The 22,700-nt window shown below is 68.1% G+C and carries 22 protein-coding genes; 14 read left to right on the forward strand and 8 right to left on the reverse strand.

Annotated features, from left to right (window positions below; translation table 11 throughout):
* Window positions 1-33: 33 nt before the first annotated feature.
* The 5 genes from nagA to AC6HZP_RS17525 all read left to right on the forward strand — a co-directional run bounded on the left by nagA (window position 34) and on the right by AC6HZP_RS17525 (window position 4,517).
* Complete coding sequence (gene nagA / locus AC6HZP_RS17505; RefSeq protein WP_497523867.1) at window positions 34-1,197, forward strand: N-acetylglucosamine-6-phosphate deacetylase; 1,164 nt, start codon at window positions 34-36, stop codon at window positions 1,195-1,197.
* A 14-nt stretch (window positions 1,198-1,211) separates the two neighbouring features.
* Window positions 1,212-2,114 (forward strand): ROK family protein, encoded by a 903-nt coding sequence (locus AC6HZP_RS17510; RefSeq protein WP_497523868.1) that lies wholly within the window; start codon window positions 1,212-1,214, stop codon window positions 2,112-2,114.
* Window positions 2,115-2,127: 13 nt separating this feature from the next.
* Window positions 2,128-2,874, forward strand: coding sequence for a copper homeostasis protein CutC (locus AC6HZP_RS17515; RefSeq protein ID WP_497523869.1), 747 nt, complete (start codon window positions 2,128-2,130; stop codon window positions 2,872-2,874).
* A 116-nt stretch (window positions 2,875-2,990) separates the two neighbouring features.
* The gene (locus AC6HZP_RS17520) at window positions 2,991-4,157 is read left to right on the forward strand and encodes an ABC transporter ATP-binding protein (protein WP_497523870.1); all 1,167 of its coding nucleotides are present in this window, start codon (window positions 2,991-2,993) and stop codon (window positions 4,155-4,157) included.
* Between the two features lie 195 nt (window positions 4,158-4,352).
* Window positions 4,353-4,517 carry a hypothetical protein gene (locus AC6HZP_RS17525; RefSeq protein ID WP_201400380.1) on the forward strand — a complete coding sequence of 55 codons (165 nt, stop codon included), beginning with the start codon at window positions 4,353-4,355 and terminating at the stop codon, window positions 4,515-4,517.
* Window positions 4,518-4,768: 251 nt separating this feature from the next.
* On the opposite strand, the gene AC6HZP_RS17530 is transcribed toward AC6HZP_RS17525, so the two are convergent.
* The 3 genes from AC6HZP_RS17530 to AC6HZP_RS17540 all read right to left on the reverse strand — a co-directional run bounded on the left by AC6HZP_RS17530 (window position 4,769) and on the right by AC6HZP_RS17540 (window position 8,033).
* Window positions 4,769-5,587 carry a carbohydrate ABC transporter permease gene (locus AC6HZP_RS17530; protein ID WP_201400381.1) on the reverse strand — a complete coding sequence of 273 codons (819 nt, stop codon included), beginning with the start codon at window positions 5,585-5,587 and terminating at the stop codon, window positions 4,769-4,771.
* A complete protein-coding gene (locus AC6HZP_RS17535) occupies window positions 5,584-6,534 on the reverse strand; it encodes a carbohydrate ABC transporter permease (protein ID WP_497523871.1) in 951 nt (316 codons plus the stop codon). Before AC6HZP_RS17535 ends, AC6HZP_RS17530 begins: the two co-directional genes overlap by 4 nt.
* A 218-nt stretch (window positions 6,535-6,752) precedes the next feature.
* Window positions 6,753-8,033 carry an extracellular solute-binding protein gene (locus tag AC6HZP_RS17540; RefSeq protein WP_201400383.1) on the reverse strand — a complete coding sequence of 427 codons (1,281 nt, stop codon included), beginning with the start codon at window positions 8,031-8,033 and terminating at the stop codon, window positions 6,753-6,755.
* 456 nt (window positions 8,034-8,489) lie between these two features.
* On the opposite strand from AC6HZP_RS17540, the gene AC6HZP_RS17545 reads away from it, so the two are divergent.
* The 3 genes from AC6HZP_RS17545 to AC6HZP_RS17555 all read left to right on the forward strand — a co-directional run bounded on the left by AC6HZP_RS17545 (window position 8,490) and on the right by AC6HZP_RS17555 (window position 12,101).
* A complete protein-coding gene (locus AC6HZP_RS17545) occupies window positions 8,490-9,533 on the forward strand; it encodes a questin oxidase family protein (RefSeq protein ID WP_497523872.1) in 1,044 nt (347 codons plus the stop codon).
* 23 nt (window positions 9,534-9,556) lie between these two features.
* A complete protein-coding gene (locus AC6HZP_RS17550; protein ID WP_497526818.1) occupies window positions 9,557-10,753 on the forward strand; it encodes an amidohydrolase family protein in 1,197 nt (398 codons plus the stop codon).
* A 121-nt stretch (window positions 10,754-10,874) separates the two neighbouring features.
* Window positions 10,875-12,101, forward strand: coding sequence for an MFS transporter (locus AC6HZP_RS17555; RefSeq protein ID WP_497523873.1), 1,227 nt, complete (start codon window positions 10,875-10,877; stop codon window positions 12,099-12,101).
* A 67-nt stretch (window positions 12,102-12,168) separates the two neighbouring features.
* On the opposite strand, the gene AC6HZP_RS17560 is transcribed toward AC6HZP_RS17555, so the two are convergent.
* Window positions 12,169-12,951, reverse strand: coding sequence for an SDR family NAD(P)-dependent oxidoreductase (locus AC6HZP_RS17560; RefSeq protein ID WP_201400385.1), 783 nt, complete (start codon window positions 12,949-12,951; stop codon window positions 12,169-12,171).
* A gap of 130 nt (window positions 12,952-13,081) precedes the next feature.
* Between AC6HZP_RS17560 and AC6HZP_RS17565 the strand changes: the two genes are divergently transcribed.
* Together AC6HZP_RS17565 and AC6HZP_RS17570 are read left to right on the forward strand one after the other, a co-directional pair.
* The gene (locus AC6HZP_RS17565; RefSeq protein WP_201400386.1) at window positions 13,082-13,960 is read left to right on the forward strand and encodes a DeoR/GlpR family DNA-binding transcription regulator; all 879 of its coding nucleotides are present in this window, start codon (window positions 13,082-13,084) and stop codon (window positions 13,958-13,960) included.
* Between the two features lie 57 nt (window positions 13,961-14,017).
* The gene (locus AC6HZP_RS17570; RefSeq protein WP_497523874.1) at window positions 14,018-15,517 is read left to right on the forward strand and encodes an FGGY-family carbohydrate kinase; all 1,500 of its coding nucleotides are present in this window, start codon (window positions 14,018-14,020) and stop codon (window positions 15,515-15,517) included.
* 82 nt (window positions 15,518-15,599) lie between these two features.
* Here the strand turns inward: AC6HZP_RS17570 and AC6HZP_RS17575 are convergent, their stop codons facing one another.
* Complete coding sequence (locus AC6HZP_RS17575; protein WP_497523875.1) at window positions 15,600-15,824, reverse strand: hypothetical protein; 225 nt, start codon at window positions 15,822-15,824, stop codon at window positions 15,600-15,602.
* A gap of 130 nt (window positions 15,825-15,954) precedes the next feature.
* Here AC6HZP_RS17575 and AC6HZP_RS17580 point away from each other — a divergent pair, with 130 nt between their 5' ends.
* Window positions 15,955-16,407, forward strand: coding sequence for a DoxX family protein (locus tag AC6HZP_RS17580; RefSeq protein ID WP_497523876.1), 453 nt, complete (start codon window positions 15,955-15,957; stop codon window positions 16,405-16,407).
* An 805-nt stretch (window positions 16,408-17,212) separates the two neighbouring features.
* Here AC6HZP_RS17580 and AC6HZP_RS17585 read toward each other — a convergent pair.
* The gene (locus AC6HZP_RS17585; RefSeq protein ID WP_497523877.1) at window positions 17,213-17,410 is read right to left on the reverse strand and encodes a heavy-metal-associated domain-containing protein; all 198 of its coding nucleotides are present in this window, start codon (window positions 17,408-17,410) and stop codon (window positions 17,213-17,215) included.
* Between the two features lie 183 nt (window positions 17,411-17,593).
* Between AC6HZP_RS17585 and AC6HZP_RS17590 the strand changes: the two genes are divergently transcribed.
* Together AC6HZP_RS17590 and cueR are read left to right on the forward strand one after the other, a co-directional pair.
* Window positions 17,594-19,864 (forward strand): heavy metal translocating P-type ATPase, encoded by a 2,271-nt coding sequence (locus AC6HZP_RS17590; RefSeq protein WP_497523878.1) that lies wholly within the window; start codon window positions 17,594-17,596, stop codon window positions 19,862-19,864.
* A gap of 18 nt (window positions 19,865-19,882) precedes the next feature.
* Entirely contained in the window at window positions 19,883-20,323 is a 441-nt protein-coding gene (cueR, locus tag AC6HZP_RS17595) for a Cu(I)-responsive transcriptional regulator (RefSeq protein ID WP_497523879.1), read from the forward strand.
* Between the two features lie 3 nt (window positions 20,324-20,326).
* Here the strand turns inward: cueR and AC6HZP_RS17600 are convergent, their stop codons facing one another.
* Complete coding sequence (locus AC6HZP_RS17600) at window positions 20,327-20,932, reverse strand: phosphatase PAP2 family protein (RefSeq protein WP_497523880.1); 606 nt, start codon at window positions 20,930-20,932, stop codon at window positions 20,327-20,329.
* A 204-nt stretch (window positions 20,933-21,136) separates the two neighbouring features.
* Here AC6HZP_RS17600 and rfbC point away from each other — a divergent pair, with 204 nt between their 5' ends.
* The gene (gene rfbC, locus AC6HZP_RS17605) at window positions 21,137-21,688 is read left to right on the forward strand and encodes a dTDP-4-dehydrorhamnose 3,5-epimerase (RefSeq protein WP_497523881.1); all 552 of its coding nucleotides are present in this window, start codon (window positions 21,137-21,139) and stop codon (window positions 21,686-21,688) included.
* A 105-nt stretch (window positions 21,689-21,793) separates the two neighbouring features.
* Here the strand turns inward: rfbC and AC6HZP_RS17610 are convergent, their stop codons facing one another.
* Window positions 21,794-22,657, reverse strand: coding sequence for an oxidoreductase (locus AC6HZP_RS17610; protein ID WP_497523882.1), 864 nt, complete (start codon window positions 22,655-22,657; stop codon window positions 21,794-21,796).
* Between the last annotated feature and the right edge of the window lie 43 nt (window positions 22,658-22,700).

Genomic DNA, 22,700 nt, shown 5'->3' on the forward strand with positions numbered 1-22,700 from the left:
TAATGCCAAATCGATCCCAGGGATGAGCCCCAAATGCCGAACCTGACAGCCTATCTCGCCGCTGACCTGTTCGACGGCGCCACGCGCCACCGCGACGCCGCCGTCCTCGTCGAGGGCGATACCATCCTGGGTGTCGTCGGGCCCGGCGGCGTGCCGGAGGGAGCGGCAACCGTCGATCTCGGCGCCGGGCTGCTGGCGCCCGGCTTCGTCGACGTGCAGGTGAACGGAGGCGGCGGCGCGCTCCTCAACAGCGCAGCGACGGTCGACGGCATCCGGACGATCTGCACCGCGCATGCCCGCTACGGCACGACGGCGCTGCTGCCGACGCTGATCACCGACACGCCCGCCGTGACCGAGGCGGCAATTGCAGCCACGCGCGACGCGATCGCCGCCGGCGTGCCCGGCTGCCTCGGCATCCATCTCGAAGGGCCGCATCTCTCCGTCGCCCGCAAGGGCGCGCACAATCCCGGCTACATCCGGCCGATGGACGAGGCGGACCTCGAACGCCTGATCTCGACCGGCCTCGATCATGTGCTGACCACCGTCGCGGCCGAGACCGTGCCGCCGGCGCAGATCGCCCGCCTGACGGCAGCCGGCGTGCAGGTCGCCATCGGCCATTCCGACGCCTCTTATGAAACCGTCATGGCCGCCTTCAATGCCGGCGCGCGCGGCGTCACACATCTCTTCAACGCCATGAGCCAGCTCGGCCACCGCAATCCCGGCGTCGTCGGCGCGGCGCTCGACAGCACGGATTCGTGGTGCGGCATCATCCCGGACGGCCTGCACGTCCATCCGGCCGCGATCGCCAACGCGCTGCGCGCCAAGCGCGCGCCGGGCCGGATCTTCATCGTCACCGACGCCATGTCGACGATCGGCACCTCGATGACCGAGTTCGAGCTGAACGGCCGCGTCATCACCCGCGAGAACGGCAAGCTGACGCTCGACGACGGCACGCTGGCCGGCTCCGATCTCGACATGATCGGCGCCATCCGCTTCATGACCCGCGTGGTCGGGATCGGCCTCGACGAGACGCTGCGCATGGCCTCGCTCTATCCGGCCCAGTTCATGGGCATCGAACGGACGCATGGCCGCCTCGCGCCGGGCGCCCGCGCCGATTTCGTCCATCTGACCGACGACCTCGACATCGGCGCGGTCTATATCGGCGGTGAGCGGCAGCATTTCGCGCCGCTCGCCTGAATGGACGAACCAGCATGACGCAGGGAACCGCGGCCTTCGACATCGGCGGCTCGAAGATCGAATTCGCCCGTGTCTCGCGCGACGGCGCGGTGACCGACCGCGCCACCCTGCCGACGCCGCATACCAACTGGCACGATTTCGTCGCGGCGCTCCGGCAGTTGCTGGAAGCGGCGGGCGGCGCGGAGCGCATCGGCATCTCGATCGCCGGGACGACCGATAACGGCATCGCACAGGCGGCGAACGTTCCCGTCGTCAACGGCCACCATCTGGAAAACGAGATCGCCGCCTTCCTTGGCGCGCCGGTTCGCGTCGGCAACGACGCCGATTGCTTCGCGCTCGCGGAAGCGACGGTCGGCGCCGGCAAGGGCCTGCCGATCGTCTTCGGCGCCATTCTCGGCACCGGCGTCGGCGGCGGGCTGGTGATCGGCGGCCGCATGGTGCGCGGCGCCCATGGCGTCACCGGCGAATGGGGCCACGGCCCGCTGCTCGCCGAGGCCGTCGCGGCGCGCGGCATCCCGGTCGTGCGCTGCGGCTGCGGCCAGATCGGCTGCCTCGACAGCTATGGCTCGGCGCGCGGGCTCGAACGCATCCACGCGGCGCTCACCAGCCAAACCCTGACCAGCCACGCCATCACATCAGCCTGGCACGCAGGCGACGCGAAGGCGGCGCACAGCATCGATACCTTCGTCGCGCTGATCGCCGGGCCGCTTTCGATGATCGTCAACACGATCGGCCCCTCGGTGATCCCGGTCGGCGGCGGCCTCTCCTCCGACGCCGCCCTGCTGGCGCGGATCGACCAGGCGGTGCGCGAGCGCGTTCTCGGCCGCTACGACCAGCCGCTCGTCGTGCCCGGCCGCACCCGCGGCGCCAGCGGCCTGATCGGCGCGGCGATGCTGGCGGAAGAACGCGCCTCGTGACCATACTGCGACCATGACCGCGACCCTTCCGCTCGAAATCTGTGTCGACACCGCCGATGGGCTGGAGGCCGCCATTCGCGGCGGCGCCGATCGCATCGAGCTCTGCAGCGCGCTGTCGATCGGCGGCCTGACGCCCTCCCCCGGCCTGATGCGGCTCGCGGCGAAGGCCGGCGTGCCGACCTATGCGATGATCCGGCCGCGCGAGGGCGATTTCGTCTTCTCGCCCGGGGAGCTCGACCAGATGCGGCGCGACATCGACGCGGTCCGCTCGGCGGGTCTTGCCGGCGTTGTGCTGGGTGCCTCGCAGCCGCGCGGAAAACTCGACGCCGAGGCGCTGTTCCGGCTCCGGAGCCATGCCGGTGATCTCGGCGCCACGCTGCATCGCGCCTTCGACCTGGTGGCGGATACGGGCGACGCGCTGGAGACGGCGATCTCGCTCGGCTTCGAGCGGATCCTCACTTCCGGCGGCGCCCGCAGCGCGCTGGACGGCCTCGACGCGCTGAAGAGCCTGGTCGAGCGGGCCGGCGATCGCATCTCGATCATGCCGGGCTCCGGTGTCCGCCCGGCCAACGCCGCCGCGATCCTCCACGAAACGGGTGCGCGAGAAATCCATGCCTCGTGCCGGACGGGCATCCAGACCGTGGCGCCGGAAGCGGTGGCGCTCGGTTTCGCCTCGGATTCGCTGCGCGAAGTCACCTCGGCGGAGACGGTGGCGGAGCTCGCCGAGGTCGTCCGCATGTTCGAGAACGGGAAGGCTTGACGCCCGGCGGCGAACATCGCCTCCCCTAGGGCAAATGATTGAATTTACAGCATCAAAGGACTTTGACATGCGCTCCCCGCGCATGGCACGCTGCGGCCATAACCGAGGGAACGGCTATGGCAGAGATCGCCTTTGAGCGGGTGACGAAACGCTATGATGACGGCCATCTCGCCGTCGACGCGCTGAACCTCAAGATCGAGGACGGCGAGTTCCTCGTGCTGGTCGGGCCGTCGGGCTGCGGCAAGTCGACGGCGCTCCGGATGATCGCCGGGCTCGAGGAAATCTCCGACGGCGCCCTCGTCATCGACGGCGCCGTTGCCAACGACCTGTCGCCACGCGACCGCAACATCGCCATGGTGTTCCAGTCCTACGCGCTCTATCCGCATCTCTCGGTCGCCGACAATATCGGCTTCGGCCTCAAGGTACGCGGCTCCGACAAGGCGGCGATCCGCGCCAAGGTCGAGGAGACGGCGAAGCTGCTCGAGCTCTCCGACCTGCTCGACCGCAAGCCCGGCCGGCTCTCCGGCGGCCAGCGCCAGCGCGTCGCCATGGGCCGCGCCCTGGTGCGCTCGCCCAAGGCCTTCCTGATGGACGAGCCGCTCTCCAATCTCGACGCGCGGCTGCGCGGCCAGATGCGAGCCGAGATCGCGCATCTGCAGAAGATGACCGGCGTCACCACCGTCTATGTCACGCACGACCAGGTCGAGGCGATGACGATGGGCGACCGCGTCGCCGTCATGAACAAGGGCGTGCTGCAGCAGCTCGCCGCGCCCCGCACCCTCTACGATGCACCGGCCAATCTGTTCGTCGCCGGCTTCATCGGCTCTCCGCCGATGAATCTGATCGGCGGCACGATCGTGGCTACGGCAGAAGGCCATGCGCTCAGCCTCGGCGAGCTCTCGATCGCGCTCGACGCCGCCGCGCTCGCGGCGCGCCCGGCGATTGCGCGCTCCGCCGGCCGCCGGATCATGGCCGGCATCCGCCCCGAGGCGCTCTATCCGGCGCCGGACGCCACGCCTGGTCCGGGCAAGCTCGCCGGCAAGGTCGCCTTCGTCGAGGATCTCGGCGCCAACCTCCTCGTCCATCTCGACCTCGACGGCGCGGCCGTGGTCGCGGCCGGCGTCTCGGAGGATGGCGAGGAACTGCAATCCGCCCGCACGCGGCTGCGCGCCGTGATCGACGGCACGCTGGCGGTCAAGAAGGGCGACCGGATCTGCCTCACCGTCGATCCCGCGCGCATCCATCTGTTCGACGCCGAGACCGAGCAGGCGATCCTCGACTGATCCGGCGAGCGGCGGCTAGAGCCTTTCATCGTTTCATGGAAACGACGAAAGGCTCTAACCATTTGTTGGGTCGCGTTTTCTTCACGCGAACCGGTACCCACTTCGCTCGAAAACGCTCTGAGCCGGCTTGATTTCGATCAAGGCGGCCAGGCGCCGCGACATCGATAGTGGTTTCGTCAGCCAACGGAGCCAACGATGTCCGCACTCAACATCCTCGCCCTCGCCGCCATCATCAGCGCCTTCGCCTTCTTCATGATCACGCTCGCCTGGGCAGAGCGGCAGACCCGCAGCCTGCACGCCAGCCAGCAGCCGGCCGAAGCACGCGCCTCGGTCCAGGCGGCGCGGCCGCAGCGCGCCTGACACGCGAACCAGAAAGGGCGCAGCGGGATCGGCGTTCCCTTCGGGGGACGGGGGCGCCGATGGAACTCCGCCGCGGCGGCCAGCCCTACTGGCCGCGATCGCGACGTCGAGTTCACTCGTTGCGCCCTGATCCTTCTTGGTGTCTCGCCCAAAATCCAGGGACGCGCCCCTCACCTCTCCCTCAGGGAGAGGTGAGGGGCAACGCGCTCGAGCGAGAACTTCGGGCCAGACACGAAGGCCCGGCCCGCGCGCTATTGCACGCCTTTGGTCAGGCCCTGGACGAAATAGCGGTTCAGGAACAGGGCCATCAGCACGATCGGCACGGTGGAGAAATGCGCCAGCGCGCCGAGCGTGCCCCAGGTGATGTCCTTGGTGCCGAAGGCGGCGAGCAGCGCCACCGAGAGCGGCTTGGTGTCCGGCCCGGTCAGGAACATCGGCGTCAGGAAGTCGTTCCACGAGAACATGATGCAGAACAGCGCGCTGGCGATGATGCCGGGCACCACCATCGGCAGGGCGACGCGGTAGAACGAGCCCCACAGCGTGCAGCCGTCCGTCAGCGCCGCCTCCTCCATGTCGCGCGGCAGGGCGCGGAAATAGGAGAACATCATCCAGGTGACGAAGGCGCAGTTCAGCGTCGTGTTGATCATCACGACCGCCCACCACGTCCCGAGCAGGCCGATGTCCCGCATCATCAGGTAGAACGGGATCAGCGTCGCGATGATCGGCACGGTGCGGATCGCCAGGAAGAAATAGGCGACGAGGATCGCGTAGCGCGACTTGGAGCGCGCCAGCGCATAGCCGGCGGGAACGCCGAGCAGCAGCGACAGCACCGTGGTGCCGAGGCTGATGATGAGGCTCGATTTCAGGAGCGCCCAGACGTCGAACATCGCGAAGATGCGCTCGAAATTGAACAGCGTCGGCGAGAAGCCGAACACCGGCGGCGACGAGAAGATCTCGCGCGGCGGCTTGTAGGCCGTCGTCACCAGCCAGAGCACCGGCATCAGGTAGAGGGCGAGGATGACGATGAGGGCGGTGCGCTCGAAGGCGATCTGGCGGGTCCGGGCTTTCATCTCTCGTTGGCCCTCACATCGGCCCGGCGGATCAGGAGCGTGAAGCAGGCGCACATCAGCGCGATGCAGAGGATGGTCAGATTGCCGATCGCCGAGGCAAAGCCGATGTTGAAGAATTCGAGGCCCTGCTTGACGCCGTAGACCATCAGCGACGTCGTCGCGTCGGCGGGACCGCCGCCTGTCGTCACGAAGATGATGTCGAAGACGCGGAACGCGTCCATGACGCGCAGCACCAGCGCCAGGAACACGGTTGGCAGCAGCAGCGGCAGCACGACCAGGCGGAAGCGCTGCAGCGCCGTGGCGCCGTCGGCGGCCGCCGCCTCGAGAATATCGGTCGGCAGCGACTTCAACCCCGCCAGCAGGATCAGCGCCACCAGCGGCGTCCACTCCCAGACGTCGATCAGGATCATCACCGGCAGCGCCGCCGTCGGATTGGCGAGGAAGCCGCGCGGACCAGAAATGCCCCATTCGGCCAGGTAGTAGCCGAGGAAGCCGTAGTCGACGGCGAGCAGCGCGCGGAAGATCAGGCCGACGACGATCGGCGTGATGGTGACGGGAATGAGCAGGAAGGCGAGGCAGATGCGGTTGAAGCGGCCGTCGCGCCAGAGCAGCAGCGCCAGACCGAGCCCGACGGCGAATTCGAGCGCCACGGCGCCGAAGGTGAAGAGGAAGGTGTTGATCACCGCCCGGCGCGCCGTCGCGTCGGCCCAGAGCGCGACATAGTTGTCGAGGCCGACGAAGGTCCGCCGGCCGCCGCCGCGCAGCAGATTGTAGTCGAAGAACGAGTACCAGATGCCCTGCGCCAGCGGCCAGACCGCCACCAGCACGACGTAGACGATCGCCGGCAGGGCGAGCGCGACGAGGAAGAGCTTGCGTCGGTCCGTGAAGCGAAGGCCGGACGCCCTGGGTGAAGCAAGATCGATCGAACCGGCAGAAGTGGAGGTCAAGAATGTGTCCTCGGGTCCAGGCGGAGTGCCCTCAGGGTCACCGGTCTGTCCCCTCCCCTTGTCGGGAGGGCTAGGGAGGGGATCGGGCCATCGTATCCAAAATTGGACACCGGCCCAATGCCAACCTCCAGGCATCGGTGCTCGCACCTCTCCAGAACCCTCCCCCGCGAGGGGGAGGGCGAAGAGCGGTGCCGTCTCCTACGTTCGGGCCTTTCGGCTCAGAACAGCTTTTCGGCCTTGGCCTGGACGTCGTCGAGCGCCGCCTTGGGCTCGACGCCGCCGACCAGAACGGCGTTCACGGCCGTGCCGAGCAGGTCCTGGATTTCCGGATACTGCGGAATCCGCGGGCGGTAGTCGCCATCGCCATTCTCGAAGGACTTGGCGAGGACCGGCAGGTAGGGGAACTTCTTGTTCAGGTCCGGATCGGCCAGCGTCGACTTGCGGATATAGCTGCCGGCGCCTTCCAGATTGAGTTCCTTCTGGACCTCGGGGCTGGTCAGCCACTTGATGAACTGCCAGGCCGCTTCCTGCTGGGCGGGTGCGATGTCGGCGTTGATGCCCATGCCCCAGCCGCCGAGGCCGTACTTGACCGGCAGGCCCTTGGCGCCCGGCGTCGTGGTGATCGCCACATGATCGACGATCTTCGACATCGACGGGTCATAATAACCCGGCGCGCCGACCGACCACGTCTCCATCATCGCGACCAGGCCCTGGCGGAAGCTCTCCTCGCGGCCGCCCCAGTCATAGTCGACCGCGCCCGGAGGGGCCGCCTTGTCGAACAGCTCCTTGTAGATCTTCAGGCTGTTGATGTTGGCTTCGGAGTTGATCGCCGGCTTGCCGTCGGGGCCCAGCACCGAGCCGCCGAGCTGGGCGTTGTACTGCAGCCAGTCCTGCGCCACCGCCGGGCCCTTCTGGCCGTTGGCGACGAAGCCGTAGGTCTTCTTGTCGGGGTTGGTCAGCTTGACCGCCGCGGCGACGAAGTCCTCGGCGGTTTCCGGGACCTTCAGGCCGGCCGCCTCGAGCAGGTCCTTGCGATAGGCGAGCACGGCCGCGTAGCCGGCGAACGGGAAGGCGACCTGCTTGCCGTCATACTGGCCGATATATTTCAGCATCGCCGGATAGATGTCGTCGAGCTGGATCTCCGCCGCGTCGCGCTTGATCCAGTCGGTCAGGTCGACCGTATATTTATTGTCGGCATATTGCCCCGCCCAGACGATATCCATCGTCACCAGGTCATAGCTCTTGGTGTGACCGACGAAATCGGCCTGCGTCTTGGTCAGCAGCGAGCCGTAGTCGAGAATATCGACCTTGACCTTCGCGCCCGTTGCTTCCTCGAACTTGGGGGCGAGCTTGGCGATGACAGGCGCGTACTGATCGTTTTGCGACGCGAGCGTGAGCGTTATGCCTGCGAGCGGCTTGTCCGCCGCCGTCGCGGCGCCGGCCAGCCCTGCCATGACCAGGCTGGCCGCGCCGAGCTTCCAGAAAGACGTCGTAATCATTGTTAGGACTCTCTTCCGTTGTGATAGATGCGCAAATTGGAGTATATCCCAAACAATGCGACACTCAATAATTTACATTTCATCACGTGTTGCACAAATTTCATGCTACAAAAACAGAAATTGATGGCTTAGCATTGAGCAACTCGGCCACTCTCGAAGATATCGCATGTTAATTCCATGTATCCGACCATGTTCGATTGTTCGAAACCAGCACAGTTGAAACTCTCGACCGAACATCTGCGCGACGCCCGATGCCTTGCGGGCATGATGACAGAGCGCTCGGGGCTTGGGGAGCGCGCAATTTCGGCAGCATGGACGAAAAGTCGGCGCATAATGTTCGGTGCTCGCCCGGGCCGCCGACGCCGGCTGGCCGGGACCGGATTTTTTCTTCAACGGCGACCGTCACCGGACCGGGACGGATCGGCACGTTCGACAACAACATAGGGGAGGAACGTCATGGCCCTAGCACCGCGGACCGAACCGGATACGGTCGACGAGCTTCTGGTCGAGGGTCGGCTTTTCAGCGCCGAATTTCCCGTCCTGCTCGCCAGCCACTTGCCGATGATGATCGTCGCGCTGGAACGGCTCGGCGCGTCGAACGAGCGGCTCCGGCAGTATTTCGACAATTACCGCACGACCAACGGGCTGGTGCCGACACCGCCGCCGGTTGCCCCGATCGAGCGGGAACGCTGGACCGACGCCCTCGGCGATCGCTCGCGCGAATATGACTATCGCGCCTTCTTCGAGGCGGAAGTGCGCCGGCTCGGCATCGACACGGCCGTGCAGGCGTACCTGCCGACGCTGATCCCCGGCATCGGCGCCAGCGCGATGCACGGCATGATGCGCACCGCCTACGCGCTGATGCGGATGGACCCGGCCGAAACCGGCACGGCGCTCGGCTACTGGGCCGCGACCTATCTGCCGATGCCGCCTTCGACCGGCGCCGCCCCGATCACCGACGATCCCGGCGAGGTGCTCGCCCGCGCCTGCGCCCTGCCCGACATGCACCATGTCGTGCCGGAGACGGATCTGCTCTGGCACAACATCCGCGCCGCCGGCGCGGCGCCCGACTTCGCCCCGGTCGTCGACTGGCTGGAGATCGGTCCCGATACCGGCCGGCGCCTCGCCGAGACGTCGCTGGCGCTGTTCGCGGCGACGATGGATTTCTCCTCGCTGCACGCGCTGACGGGATCGCACTGGATCCGCCTGATCGGGCCGCATCTCGCCGAGGCCGACCGCCCGGCGCTGCAGCGCCATTTCTGGCAGATCATCGCCTCGCTGGTGCCGAAGATCGGCTTTCCGGAACTGCCGAGCGCCGAGCAGCTGGACGCATGGCGCCATCTGCCGGCGCCGGGCTGGCCGGAGATCGCGGCGGCCGCCGTGCAGTCCGAGGACGAGCACGACATCAGCCTCGTCTTCTCGGCGCGCGAGGAAGAGAAGGTCTATGGTGACCGTCTCTACCGAGTCGTCGCGGCGCGGCGCATGGGCCTGATGGACTGACGGAGTTTTAAGTGACGGAAGACATGCAGCCGAGCCTCGTCGTCGCCGGCGCCCGGACGGCGGGGGGCCATACCGTCGACATCGTGATCGCCGGCGAGACCATCGCCGCCGTCTTGCCGGCCGGCCAGGGCCCGGACGATTGCGACCGCATCGACGCCACCGACCGGATCGTCGCGCCCTCCTTCGTCGAGGGCCACATCCATCTCGACAAGACGCTGCTCGGCCTGCCCTTCATCCCGCATCTGCCGGGCGATACGGTGGCGCTCCGCATCGAGGCGGAAAAGACGCTGCGCCGCACGCTGGCGCTGCCGATCGAGGAGCGCGGCGGCCGGCTGATCGAGCAGATCACCGCCTTCGGCACCGGCAGTTTGCGCAGCCATGTCGACATCGACACCGAGGTCGGCCTCGCCGGCCTGCATGCGCTGCTGCGCCTCAAGGAGCGCTACTGGGACCTGGTCGACATCCAGATCGTCGCCTTTCCGCAGAGCGGCGTGATCACCGATCCCGGCACCACCGAACTGCTCGACGTCGCCATCCGCGAGGGCGCCGATCTCGTCGGCGGGCTCGATCCGGCCGGCATCGACCAGGACGTCACCGGCCATCTCGACGCCATCTTCGCCATCGCCGAGCGGCATGGCGTCGGCCTCGACATCCATCTGCATGATCCGGGCCCCCTCGGCGCCTTCGAACTCCGGCAGATCGCCGCCCGCACCATCGCGCTCGGCCTCGAGGGCAAGGTCGCCGTCAGCCACGCCTTCGCGCTCGGCCAGATCGACGATTTCGAGTTCGGCCGCACCGCCGAGGCGCTCGCCGCCGCGCGCGTCGCGATCATGACCAACGGCCCCGGCCCCGTCGCCATGCCGCCGGTCCGCCGGCTGAACGCCGCTGGCGTCACCGTGTTCGCCGGCTCCGACAACATTCGCGACGCCTGGTCGCCCTATGGCGACGGCGACCTGCTGCGCCGGGCCCAGCTGGTCGGCTATCGCCAGGATTTCCTCGCCGACGCCAGCCTTGCGCACGCCTTCGCCATGGTCACCGAAATCCCGGCCGCGGTCCTCGGCATCGAGCATTACGGCATCGCGCCCGGCAAGCGCGCCGATCTCGTCCTGCTCGCGGCCGATACCCTGCCCGAGGCGGTGGCCGGCGCGCCGCTCGACCGGACGGTGATCAAGCGCGGCCGGCTGGTGGCGCGCAAAGGTATGCTCATGCCGCGTGACTGAGGCCGCGAGCGCAATCGTGATCGGTCTCGACGGCCGCGGGGATTGGATCGGCCGGCGAAAGCTGGCATGTCTCGCGCCCGGCTGAATTTCCCGCCGGTCTTCGCCGCCTGCGAGAACCCTGATGCGACTGCCCGAATCCAACGGCTCCGGCCCCACAGCCGAAGCCACGCTCTCCCCGACCATCACGACGCCCCTGACCATCCTGATGGCGGCCGCCTGCGGCGCGATCGCCGCCAACCTCTATTACGCCCAGCCGCTGATCGCGCTGATCGGGCCGGATATCGGCCTGTCGCCGGCGCTCGCCAGCCTCGTCGTGACGCTGACGCAGCTCGGCTACGGCCTCGGCCTGGTGCTGCTGGTGCCGCTCGCCGACATTCTCGAGAACCGCAAGCTGGTGCTGGTGGCCGTCGCGATCACCGCCTTCGCGCTGCTTCTGGCGGCGATCGCGCCGCGCGCCCTGCCCTTCCTCGGCGCGGTGCTGTTCATCGGCGCCTGCGCCAGCGTCGCGCAGATCCTGGTGCCGATGGCGGCCCACATGGCGGATGACGCCACGCGCGGCCGCACCGTCGGCAACGTCATGGGCGGTCTGATGATCGGCATCATGTTCGCCCGCCCGCTCGCCGGCTTCCTGTCCGATCTCGTCGGCTGGCGCGGCGTCTTCATCGCCTCGTCCGGGCTGATGCTGGCGCTGACGCTGCTGCTCGCGCGCTTCCTGCCGCGCCGCACGCCGCATTCGGGCTATTCCTACGGCGCGCTGATCGGCTCGCTCTGGCCGATCCTGCGCGATACGCCGGCGCTGCGCCGGCGCGGGCTCTACCAGTTCTGCCTGTTCGCCTGCTTCAGCCTGTTCTGGACCAGCGTGCCGCTGGAGCTCGCCGGCGCGCCGTTCCACCTGTCGCAGTCGGAGATCGCGCTGTTCGCGCTCGCCGGCGCCGCGGGCGCGCTGTCGGCGCCGCTGGCGGGGCGGCTCGCCGATCGCGGCTATGTGCAGATCGGCACCGGGCTGGTGATCCTCGGCACCTTCGCCGCCTTCGCGCTGTCCGGCCTCGCCGCCATCGGCTCGATCGCGGCGCTGGTGATCGCGGCGATCGTCATCGATTTCTGCGTGCAGGGAAACACGGTGTTCGGCCAGCGCGTGCTCTACATGCTGGCGCCGGCGATCCGCGGCCGGCTGAGCGGCCTCTATGTGGCGATCTTCTTCATGGGCGGAGCCGTCGGCTCGGCCATCGCCAGCCCGCTCTACGAGAATTTCGGCTGGAACGGCGTGCTCGTGGCGGGCCTCGCTATCCCGCTGATCGCCTTCGCCGCCTATGTGACGGAATTCACCGCGGCCGGCCGGTCGCGGTGATCCCAGACGTCTTCGAACGAAGGAAATCCCGGTTCGCGTGAAGGAGCGCGAACCGGGAAAACCGGCGTCAGTCCATGCGGACGCCGCCGGTGACGTTGATGCCCTGGCCGGTCATGAAGCGGGCGGCCTCGGAGGCGAGGAACACCACCACGTCGGCGACGTCCTCCGGCTCCTCGATGCGGCCGAGCGGGGTCAGCGAGACATATTCGGCGCGGACCGCCTCCGGCGTCATGCCGCGCAGTTCCGCCTCCCAGAGCACCTCGCGCTCCTGCATCGAGGTCTTGACGAAGCCCGGGCAGACGCAGTTGACGCGGATGCCCTTCGGCGCCATCTCGCGCGCCAGCGCCTGCGTCCAGCCGAACACGGCGAACTTCGAGGCGGAGTAGTGCGCGAGCAGCGGCGCGCCGACCTTGGCGGCGAGCGAAGCCGTGTTGACGATCACGCCCTTGGTGTCGGAGGCGAGGAAGCGCCGGCAGGCGATCTGGTTGGCGAGGAAGACGCCGCGCGCGTTGACGTCGAAGTTGAAGTCCCATTCCTCGTCGGTGATGTCGACGGCGGGGCGCATCGTCGAGACGCCGGCATTGGCGCAGAGCAGGTCGAAGCCGCCGATGCCCTCGGTCGCCTTGTCGAGCGCGCGCTCGACCGAGTCGCGCTTGGTCACGTCGACCTCGACGGCGAAGCCGCCATTCTTCAGTCCCGCGACGACGGACTGCGCCGCCATCACGTCGAGATCGGCGATGGCGACGGTCGCGCCCGCCTTGTCGAGCGCCCGCGCGATCGCGGCGCCGATCCCTTTCGATCCGCCCGTGACAATTGCCTTGCGTCCAGTGAGATCGAATATGCCGGCCATCTGTCTGTCCTCTGTGGGTTGAGGTCCCAAGCAAATCGCAAAATCGAACACTTTACAACGCCATCCAGCCGTTTAATGTTCGCTATTGTTCGAAACCCTTGGCCGCCGAAGCATCTGAAGGGAACCTGCCATGCCAGCCGACCTGATGCCGGAGCCGGAGCTCGACCCGGAGGACGCGGCCCGCGCCGAGTGGGTCGGCCGCGACTTCGCCCGCATGCCCGCCGGCGCCCGCCAGTCGTTGATCCTCGACGTCATCGCCGGCAACGGCTTCCTGTCGGTATCGAAGTTCGCCAGCGATCTCGGCATCTCCGAGATGACGGTCCGGCGCGATCTCGTCGTGCTGTCGGAACGCGGCCTTCTGGCCAGAACCCATGGCGGCGCTGTGTCGTCGACGGTCAATCCGCGCGAAATCTTCGACGTCGACGAGCCGGCCTTCAAGAGCCGGCGCCACCGCAACGCCCGCGAGAAATCGGCGATCGCCATGGCCGCCGCCGCGCTGATCGGCCCCGGCGAGACGATCGGCATCGATGTCGGCACCTCGACCCTGACGCTGGCGGAAGCCGTGGTCGAACGCGCGGATCTGCGCGTCTTCACCAACAGCCTGCGCGCCGCCATGACGCTGTCGGCCTCGAAGAGCCCGGTCTATGTGCTCGGCGGCGAAGTGCGCAATCCCGAACAATCGGTTGTCGGCTCGCGCGCCGTCGGCGAATTACAGAACTACAACATCGACCGGGTGTTCATCGGCGTCTCCGGCCTGATCGAGGCCGGCTTCTTCGACTATTCGGTCGAGGACACCGAGGTGAAGCGCGCCTTCATCGCGCGGGCCGACCGGGTCGTCATCCTGTGCGATTCCTCGAAATTCGATCACCGTTCGCTGGCGCGCGTCTGCGAGCTCTCCGGCGCCGACATCCTCGTCACCGACGCGCCGCCGCCGCCCCATCTCGCCCGCGCGCTCGCCGCGGCCGAGATCGAAGTCGTGGTGGCCGGCCATGACCGCCAGCTCGAATAGGAACTGGCCGGTCGCCTGACCTCCGAAGAACGCCCTGCAACAGACTGGATCCTCTCGATGCCCGCCCGGAAGACGACTGTTATCGGCCTCGATATCGGCACGACCTCGACCATCGCCATCGCCGTGCGCGTGCCGGACGACATCCTGCACATGGCATCGCGCCCGGTGGCGCTCTCGTCGCCGCGTCCCGGCTGGGCCGAGGAAGATCCGGCGGAATGGTGGGCGAACAGCTGCGCCGTGCTGCGCGAGACGATCGCCGCCCTGCCGGACGGGCCGGAATCGCTCGCCGGCATTTGCGTCACCGGCATGCTGCCGGCCGTCGTCCTGCTCGACGCCGAGGGCGGCGTGCTCCGCCCCAGCATCCAGCAGAGCGACGGGCGCTGCGGCGCCGAGGTCGAGGGGCTGAAGCGCGAGGTCGACGAGGCGGCGTTCCTGAAGCGCACCGGCAACGGCGTCAACCAGCAGCTCGTCGCCGCCAAACTGCGCTGGATCGCGAAGCACGAGCCGGACGTCTTCCGTCGCATCGCCACCGTGTTCGGCTCCTACGACTATGTGAACTGGCGCCTGACCGGCCGCCGCGCCGTCGAGCAGAACTGGGCGCTGGAGGCGGGCTTCACCGACGTCGCCACCGACCGCATCGCCGATGACCTGGTGGCGCTGGCCGGCATCCCCCGCAGCGCCGTGCCGGACCGCACCGTGACGCATGAGGAAATGGGCCGCGTCTCGGCCGAGGCCGCCGCCGCCACCGGCCTGCCCGAGGGCCTGCCGGTCTTCGGCGGCGCCGCCGACCACATCGCCTCGGCGCTCGCCGCCGGCATCGCCTCGCCGGGCGACATCCTGCTGAAATTCGGCGGCGCCGGCGACATCGTCGTGGCGGCCGACAAGGCGAAGCCGGATGCCAGGCTCTATCTCGACTATCACCTCGTCCCCGGCCTCTACGCGCCGAATGGCTGCATGGCGGCCTCGGGCTCGGCGCTCAACTGGCTGGCCGGGCTGATCGGCGCAACGGACGGCGAAGAACGCCCGCATGTCGCGCTCGACAAGCTGGCGGGCGCGGTCGAGGCCGGCAGCGACGGCGTGCTCTGCCTGCCCTATTTCCTCGGCGAGAAGACGCCGATCCACGATCCGCTGGCGCGCGGCACCTTCCTCGGCCTCAGCCTCGGCCATGGCAGGGGCCATATCTGGCGCGCCCTGCTCGAGGGCATCGCCTACGGCTTCCGCCACCATGTCGACGTGCTCGCCGACATGGGCCATGCGCCGAGCCGCTTCTTCGCCTCCGACGGCGGCACCAAGAGCCGGGTCTGGATGCAGATCATGGCCGATGTCGTCGGCGCGCCGGTGCAGTTGCTCGACAATCCCTATGGTTCCTCGGTCGGCGCGGCCTGGGTCGCGGCGATGGGCACGGGCCTCGCTTCCGACTGGAACGGCATTTCGAGCCTCGCGACGCGCGGCGCGCTGGTGCAGCCGAACCCGGAGAACCGCACCGTCTATGACAATGGCTACGCGCGCTACCGCGCCTCCTACGATGCGCTGAAGCCCGTCTTCGCCATGCCGTAGCGGCGCACGAAAAGCCCCCGCGAAGCGAGGCTTGCGGGGGCGAGATGGAGCGCGGAATGCGCCCGGGAGAGCCCAAGAAGAGCTAATGCGGCTTCTTCGCCTTGGCCTTCGCCAGCTGCGACGGCGACAATTGCGACGGCCGCACCTCGGCGCCGGTAATGCCGGAGCCGGGCTGCACCATGCCCGGCGGATCGCTCGTCGGGAACGATTCCTTCAATTCCTTGTCGAGGCGAGTATTCTGCTCCTTGCGAGCATTACGCGCGGCATGACCGGGCACCAGCGACTTCAGCAGTTCCTTGACGGCCATCGAACGTCCTCCTTGCCACATGCAGCGTTCGAATAAACAAGGCATGGCGGCTGTTTTCGTTCCGGCGGGGAAGCGGAATTCGCGAGAGACCGGCCCCGCGCGCGCGTTCATCGACGAGGAGGAGGCGGTGATGGAAGGAAATCTCGGCCGCATGCCGGTGCTCAGGAACTGGCGCTGGGAAATACTCGGGCTGCTGCGCATCGTGACCGCGCTGGTCTATCTCCAGTACGGCACCGCCAAGCTGCTGGGCTTCCCCTATTCGGAGATGCTCTCCAACCTGCCGCCCTCCTCGATCTTCTGGATCGCCGGCTGGTTCGAGCTGATCGGCGCGCCGCTGCTCTTGATCGGCCTCTTCACCGGCCCGGTCGCCTTCCTGCTGTCGGGCGAGATGGCGATCGCCTATTTCGTCATCCACCTGCCGGCAGGCTTCTTCCCGCTTCTGAACGGCGGCATCGAGGCGATCCTGTTCTGCTTCGTCTTCCTCTATTTCGCCGCCGCCGGCCCCGGCCGCTGGAGCGTCGACAACTGGCTGGCAAGACGCCGCCGGGAACGGGCGCGGGTGGTGGGAAGCGGCGCCCCCTGAAGAAGCCGGCCTGGCGCTCCCGCCGCCCGACGCTCGCCGTCATCCCGGCCTCCGAGCCGGGATCCATTCAGCCGAAGCATCGGGAGGTTTGCCGCCCGAGGGCGCGGCTGCATGGATCCCCGCCTTCGCGGGGATGACGGGAAGCGTGTGGCGCCGCCGCATGGTCTTTCCGGAACATCGACAGCGCGAGATCCGCGCCCCCTCACCTCTCCCCGAGGAAGCCAGCCCTCACCTCTCCCTGAGGGAGAGGTGAAGGGCAAGTCTGGCGCTCCCGCCGCCCCACGCTCGCCGTCATCCCGGCCTCCGAGCCGGGATCCATTCAGCCGAGGCATCGGGAGGTTCAGCCGCCCGAGGCTGCGGCTGCATGGATCCCCGCCTTCGCGGGGATGACGGGGAGGTTGTGGCGGCGCCGCATGGTCTTTCCGGAACATCGGCAGCGCGAGATCCGCGCCCCCTCTCCCGGAGGAAGCCAGCCTTCACCTCTCCCATGGGGAGAGGTCGACGGCCGCAGGCCGGCGGGTGAGGGTTTACGACCTTGCCGGTCAGGCTCCGGCTGCGTGATGCCATTTTCTGAGGGTTCCCTAAACCCTCACCCGGCGCTTCGCGCCGACCTCTCCCTCAGGCAGAGGTGAAGGGCAAGCCTGCCGCTCCCGCCGCCCCACGCTCGCCGTCATCCCGGCCTCCGAGCCGGGATCCATTCAGCCGAAGCATCGGGAGGTTTGCCGCCCGGGGCCGCGGCTGCATGGATCCCCGCCTTCGCGGGGATGACGGCGGCGTCCCCAGCGGGCCTCCGCCGTCGATCGCCTCAGATCCGGACGCTCGGATAGCCGGCGTCGTCGAGGGCGGCGACGATCGCGGCCGCGTCGACGGTGCTCTCGACCTGGACCGTCCGGGCGGTGAGATCGGTGCCTACCTCGGCGGCGGGATCGAGGCCCTTCACGGTCTTCGTGACCGTCGCGACGCAGTGGCCGCAGGACATGTCCTTCACTTTCAACGTCAGCATTCATCAAGCTCCTTCAGCGTCTTGGCATTCCGGGGGATCACCTTCCCCCCGGCCGTCGAGTGGAATATGGAGTTTCCCACCATGGGAAGGTCAAGGCCCCGAATACGCCCTTGACCTTCCAATAATGGGAAGGTCTAGCTATATCGTCATCACGCCACCCAAAGGGCTTTTTCGATGACCAGCATGCCATCCCCGCAGACCCTCACGCCGGATCGCGAACTTGATCTCACCATCGAGGGAATGACCTGCGCGTCCTGCGTCTCGCGGGTGGAGAAGGCGCTGAAGAAGGTGCCGGGCGTCTCCAGCGCCAGCGTCAACCTCGCCACCGAGCGGGCGACCGTCTGGGCGCCGGCCGGCGTCGTTTCGGCCGACGCGCTGGAACAGGCGGTGCGCGGCGCCGGCTACGAGGCCCGCGCCGTCCAGGCCTCGGACGAACCCGACGACATCTCCGAAAAGCGCGACCTCGAGGCGAGCGCGCTTCTCCGCTCGCTCATCGTCGCGGGCGTTCTGACGCTGCCGATTTTCGTCGTCGAGATGGGCTCGCACCTGATCCCGGCGCTGCATCACTGGGTGATGATGACGCTCGGCCCCTGGAACAACCTCGTGCAGTTCGCGCTGACGACGCTGGTGCTGTTCGGGCCCGGCCTCGTCTTCTTCCGCAAGGGGCTGCCCGCCCTCTTCCGCCTCGCCCCCGACATGAACGCGCTGGTCGCGATCGGCGCCGGCGCGGCCTATCTCTATTCGACGGTGGCGACCTTCCTGCCCGGCTGGCTGCCGGCCGGCACCGGCTACGTCTATTTCGAGGCCGCCGCCGTCATCGTCACGCTGGTCCTCTTCGGCCGCATGCTGGAAGCCCGCGCCAAGGGCCGGACGGGTGCTGCGATCCGCAAGCTGGTCAAGCTGCGCCCGAAGACCGCGCGGCTCATCCGCGACGGCCAGCCGGTCGAGGTCGAGCTCGACGCGGTCAAGGTCGGCGACATCCTCGTCGTCCGCCCGGGCGAGCAGATCGCCGTCGACGGCATCGTCACCGAGGGCGCCTCCTTCGTCGACGAGGCGATGATCACCGGCGAGCCCGTCCCCGTCGAGAAGGGCGTCGGCGCGGCGGTCGTCGGCGGTACCATCAACAAGACCGGCAGCTTCTCCTACCGGGCCGAGAAGGTCGGCGCCGACACGGTGCTCGCCCAGATCATCCGCATGGTCGAGAGCGCGCAGGGCGCCAAGCTGCCGATCCAGGCCATGGTCGACAAGGTCACCGCCTGGTTCGTGCCGGCGGTGATGCTGGCGGCCGCCGCCACCTTCCTCGTCTGGCTGATCTACGGCCCCGACCCCGCCCTCTCCTTCGCGCTCGTCAACGCCGTCGCCGTGCTGATCATCGCCTGCCCGTGCGCGATGGGCCTCGCCACGCCGACCTCGATCATGGTGGCGACAGGACGGGCGGCCGAGTTCGGCGTGCTGTTCCGCAAGGGCGACGCGCTGCAGACGTTGCGCGATGCGACCATCGTCGCCTTCGACAAGACCGGAACGTTAACAGAAGGGCGTCCTGAGTTAACGGATCTGGTCGCTGTTAACCCCTCGAAGCGCGACGAGATCCTGCGCCTCGTCGCCGCCGTCGAGGGCCGTTCCGAGCATCCGATCGGCGCCGCCCTCGTCGCCGCCGCGAAGGCGGACGGCCTCGGCTCGGCCGTGGTCGCCGATTTCGAGGCGGTGCCCGGCTACGGCGTCCGCGCCACCGCCGACAGCCGCGCGGTCGCGGTCGGCGCCGACCGCTTCATGAAGAAGCTCGGCATCGATGTCTCAGGCTTTGCCACTGAGGCCGCCCGCCTCGGCAAGGAGGGCCGGTCGCCGCTCTACGCAGCCATCGACGGCGAGCTCGCAGCCATCTTCGCAATCGCCGATCCGGTCAAGCCCGGCTCGGCCGCCGCCGTCGCGGCGCTGCACAAGCTCGGCCGCCGCGTCGTCATGGTGACGGGCGACAACCGCGCAACCGCCGAGGCGATTGCGGCGAAGCTCGGTATCGCCCAGGTGCTCGCCGAGGTGCTGCCCGATGGAAAAGTCGAGGCCGTGCAAAGCCTTAGGACGCAGGGCGGCAAGGTCGCCTTCGTCGGCGACGGCATCAACGATGCGCCGGCGCTCGCCGCCGCCGATGTCGGCATCGCGATCGGCACCGGCACCGACATCGCCATCGAAAGCGCCGACGTCGTGCTGATGTCCGGCGATGTCGGCGGCGTGGTCAAGGCGATCGGCCTGTCGGCGGCGACGATCCGCAACATCCAGGAAAACCTGTTCTGGGCCTTCGCCTACAACGCGGCGCTCATCCCGATCGCCGCCGGCGCACTCTATCCCGCCTATGGCGTGCTGCTGTCCCCCATGCTGGCGGCCGCCGCCATGGCGATGTCGAGCGTTTTCGTCGTCGGCAACGCGCTTCGCCTGAAGCGCTACCGCCCGGCCGAATAGAGAAGGAAAATCAAGAACATGAATATCGGAGAAGCATCCGCCGCATCCGGCGTCTCGACCAAGATGATCCGCTATTACGAGCAGATCGGCCTGATCCGCGCGGCGGCGCGGACGGAATCCGGCTACCGGGTCTATTCGCCGAGCGACGTCGAGACGCTGCGCTTCATCCGCCGCGCCCGCGACCTCGGCTTCTCGGTCGAGGAGATGGGAACGCTGCTGGCACTCTGGCAGGACAAGGGCCGCGAGAGCGCCGACGTCAAGCGCGTGGCGCTGCAGCATGTCGCCGAAATCGAGAAGCGGATCCACGAGCTGGAAGGGATGGCGCGCACCCTGCGTCATCTCGCCGGCCACTGCCATGGCGACGAGCGGCCGGATTGCCCGATCCTCGACGACCTCGCCGCCGTGACCGAAACGAAGAAGGTGGCCGCGCGACGCCCGGCGCTGCGCGGGCGCCCGTGAGCGTTAGCGACAGACGCCCAGGAGGAGGTTGAGCTGCTGGGCGACACTCTCGATGACAGTCTCGGCGCCGAGCTCGAAGCCGTGCAACAGGACCACCAGCACCAGTGGCCCGACCAGCAGCCAGATCCAGCGGAGCCGGACGGTGCCGACGAAGAGGTTTGGCCGCGTGATCAGGATCGCCGGCGCGAGCACGCCGATGAGGCTGCCGAGGATCGTCTCCGGCACCGTGTGCGCGCCGATCACGACCCGCGTCACCGCGATAGCGATGGCGAGCAGAAACCCGGCCGAAAGCGCCAGAACGCGCCAGGACAGCTTCGGCAGCAGCCGGGCCACCAGCACGCCGAGCCCGCCATAGACTGCCATCGACGCGCCGGCATGGCCGCTCGGGCTGCGCAGGCCGGACACCGGCAGATAGGTGGCGCAGGGGATGAAGGCGATCTTGGTCGCCAGCACCATTCCGAGCACCAGGACGACGGAGAAAGCCCACCAGAAAGCGGCGCGGCGCTGGCCCGAAACGAGCAGCCCCAGCGTCACGAAGACGAGGATCGGCAGGATCACGGCCTGACCGCCGAAGCTCGTGACAAGGAGCGTGAGGGGACGAAGCGTCATGCAGGGGTCCAGATCGAGCCGCGAGAGCGCGGCCCCAGCCGGCGCAGCGCTGCGCGGGACCGGGCCGATTCGCCAGTCGCGACGCGCATCGCATCAGCATGAAGGCCGGCAAACCGCCTGTCCATGCGGCGATGCGACAGCAGTTGCCTCATGGCCGGTATCCGGGCGAAGCTGCGGCCGAAAGCTCAACCGGATCCCCCCGACATGCAAATCCAGCGTTTCGCCATCGAAGGCCCTGTCCTGATCCAGCCGAAGGTCCATGGCGACGACCGCGGCTATTTCTTCGAAGCGTTCCGAGCGGATCTTTTCGAGCGGGACGTCGATCCCGGCATTGCCTTCGTGCAGGACAACCAGTCGCTGTCGCGGCAGGTCGGAACGGTGCGCGGCCTGCATTTCCAGCTGGAGCCTAGGGCGCAGGCGAAGCTGGTGCGCGTGCTGCGCGGCGCGATCCTCGACGTCGCGGTCGATATCCGCCCGGCCTCCCTCACCTTCGGCCAGCATGTGGCGGCAAGGCTCTCCGCCGACAACCAGGCGCAGCTCTACGTGCCGGCCGGCTTCGCGCATGGGTTCTGCACGCTCGAGCCGGACACCGAGGTCTTCTACAAGACCTCGGATTTCTATAGCCCGGAGCACGATCGCGGCCTTGCCTGGAACGATCCCGCCCTCGGCATCGCCTGGCCGTTCAGCGAGGCGGACGCGACCCTTTCGGACCGCGACCGCCGTCATCCGGCGCTGGCCGATCTTGCGATCGGCTAGAGCGTTTTCGAGCGAAGTGGATGCCGGTTCGCGTGAAGAAAACGCGACCAAACAACGAGTTAGGGCTCGTCATCGTTTCCATGAAACGATGAAGAGCCCTTACGCTTATTTCAGGCCCGCGAGCAGCGACAGGTCGGAGCCGTCGAAATCGGTCGAGGCGCTGACCTCGGCCCATTCCTTCGCTTCGGCCTGCCGCGCCGCCTCGGCCTGCGCGTACATGTGCAGGGCGTCGCTGCCGATCAGCAGATGCGAGGGAACCTTGTCGCTGCCGGCGAGGTCGACGATGACCTTGGCGATGCGGACGGGATCGCCGACTTCCTTGCCGGCATAGGTCTTGACGAGGCCGAGCATGGCGCCGACGCTCGGCTCATAGTCCGGCAGCAGTTCGGGCGCCTTCCCTCCGGCGATCTGGGCCCACTCGGTCCGCATGCCGCCCGGCTCGAGGGCGATCAGCTTGACACCGAACGGCGCGGCTTCCTTCGCCAGCACCTCGGTAAAGCCGCCGACGGCCCATTTCGCCGCCTGATAGGCCGCAAGGCCCGGGGTCGTGATGCGCCCGCCGACCGACGAGATGTTGATGATGCGGCCCGAACGCTGCCGGCGCATCGCGGGCAGAGCCGCGCGGGTCAGATTGACGACGCCATAGAGATTGGTATCGATCTGGGCGCGAAAATCCGCGGCGCTCGTCTGCTCGAACGGAATGACGTGGCCGTAGCCCGCATTGTTGACGAGCACGTCGAGGCGGCCGAACGTCTCGATCGCGAAGTCGACGGCGGCCTGCGCCGCGGCTTCGTCGGTCACGTCGAGCGGAAAGCTGCGGAGATTGCCGCCGTGCTTTTCCTCCAGATCGCGCAGACGTTCCGGGCTCCGCGCCGTGGCGATGACACGGTCGCCCGCCGCAAGGGCTGCTTCCGCGATGGTGCGGCCGAGGCCGTGGGCGCTGCCTGTGATCAACCAGATCTTGGACATGGGACTATTCCTTTCGTTGGGATATTTAATGAGCGAGTACACG

Source organism: Kaistia sp. SLG-1 (assembly GCF_059699055.1).

Coding starts and splice junctions, on each gene's coding strand:
- cueR (WP_497523879.1), top strand. CDS start 19,883: ATGAATATCGGAGAAGCATCCGCCGCATCCGGCGTCTCGACCAAGATG.
- AC6HZP_RS17580 (WP_497523876.1), top strand. CDS start 15,955: ATGGAAGGAAATCTCGGCCGCATGCCGGTGCTCAGGAACTGGCGCTGG.
- AC6HZP_RS17610 (WP_497523882.1), bottom strand. CDS start 22,657: ATGTCCAAGATCTGGTTGATCACAGGCAGCGCCCACGGCCTCGGCCGC.
- AC6HZP_RS17510 (WP_497523868.1), top strand. CDS start 1,212: ATGACGCAGGGAACCGCGGCCTTCGACATCGGCGGCTCGAAGATCGAA.
- AC6HZP_RS17590 (WP_497523878.1), top strand. CDS start 17,594: ATGCCATCCCCGCAGACCCTCACGCCGGATCGCGAACTTGATCTCACC.
- AC6HZP_RS17520 (WP_497523870.1), top strand. CDS start 2,991: ATGGCAGAGATCGCCTTTGAGCGGGTGACGAAACGCTATGATGACGGC.
- AC6HZP_RS17515 (WP_497523869.1), top strand. CDS start 2,128: ATGACCGCGACCCTTCCGCTCGAAATCTGTGTCGACACCGCCGATGGG.
- AC6HZP_RS17550 (WP_497526818.1), top strand. CDS start 9,557: ATGCAGCCGAGCCTCGTCGTCGCCGGCGCCCGGACGGCGGGGGGCCAT.
- nagA (WP_497523867.1), top strand. CDS start 34: ATGCCGAACCTGACAGCCTATCTCGCCGCTGACCTGTTCGACGGCGCC.
- AC6HZP_RS17525 (WP_201400380.1), top strand. CDS start 4,353: ATGTCCGCACTCAACATCCTCGCCCTCGCCGCCATCATCAGCGCCTTC.
- AC6HZP_RS17555 (WP_497523873.1), top strand. CDS start 10,875: ATGCGACTGCCCGAATCCAACGGCTCCGGCCCCACAGCCGAAGCCACG.
- AC6HZP_RS17600 (WP_497523880.1), bottom strand. CDS start 20,932: ATGACGCTTCGTCCCCTCACGCTCCTTGTCACGAGCTTCGGCGGTCAG.
- AC6HZP_RS17540 (WP_201400383.1), bottom strand. CDS start 8,033: ATGATTACGACGTCTTTCTGGAAGCTCGGCGCGGCCAGCCTGGTCATG.
- AC6HZP_RS17575 (WP_497523875.1), bottom strand. CDS start 15,824: ATGGCCGTCAAGGAACTGCTGAAGTCGCTGGTGCCCGGTCATGCCGCG.
- rfbC (WP_497523881.1), top strand. CDS start 21,137: ATGCAAATCCAGCGTTTCGCCATCGAAGGCCCTGTCCTGATCCAGCCG.
- AC6HZP_RS17530 (WP_201400381.1), bottom strand. CDS start 5,587: ATGAAAGCCCGGACCCGCCAGATCGCCTTCGAGCGCACCGCCCTCATC.
- AC6HZP_RS17565 (WP_201400386.1), top strand. CDS start 13,082: ATGCCAGCCGACCTGATGCCGGAGCCGGAGCTCGACCCGGAGGACGCG.
- AC6HZP_RS17545 (WP_497523872.1), top strand. CDS start 8,490: ATGGCCCTAGCACCGCGGACCGAACCGGATACGGTCGACGAGCTTCTG.
- AC6HZP_RS17585 (WP_497523877.1), bottom strand. CDS start 17,410: ATGCTGACGTTGAAAGTGAAGGACATGTCCTGCGGCCACTGCGTCGCG.
- AC6HZP_RS17560 (WP_201400385.1), bottom strand. CDS start 12,951: ATGGCCGGCATATTCGATCTCACTGGACGCAAGGCAATTGTCACGGGC.
- AC6HZP_RS17570 (WP_497523874.1), top strand. CDS start 14,018: ATGCCCGCCCGGAAGACGACTGTTATCGGCCTCGATATCGGCACGACC.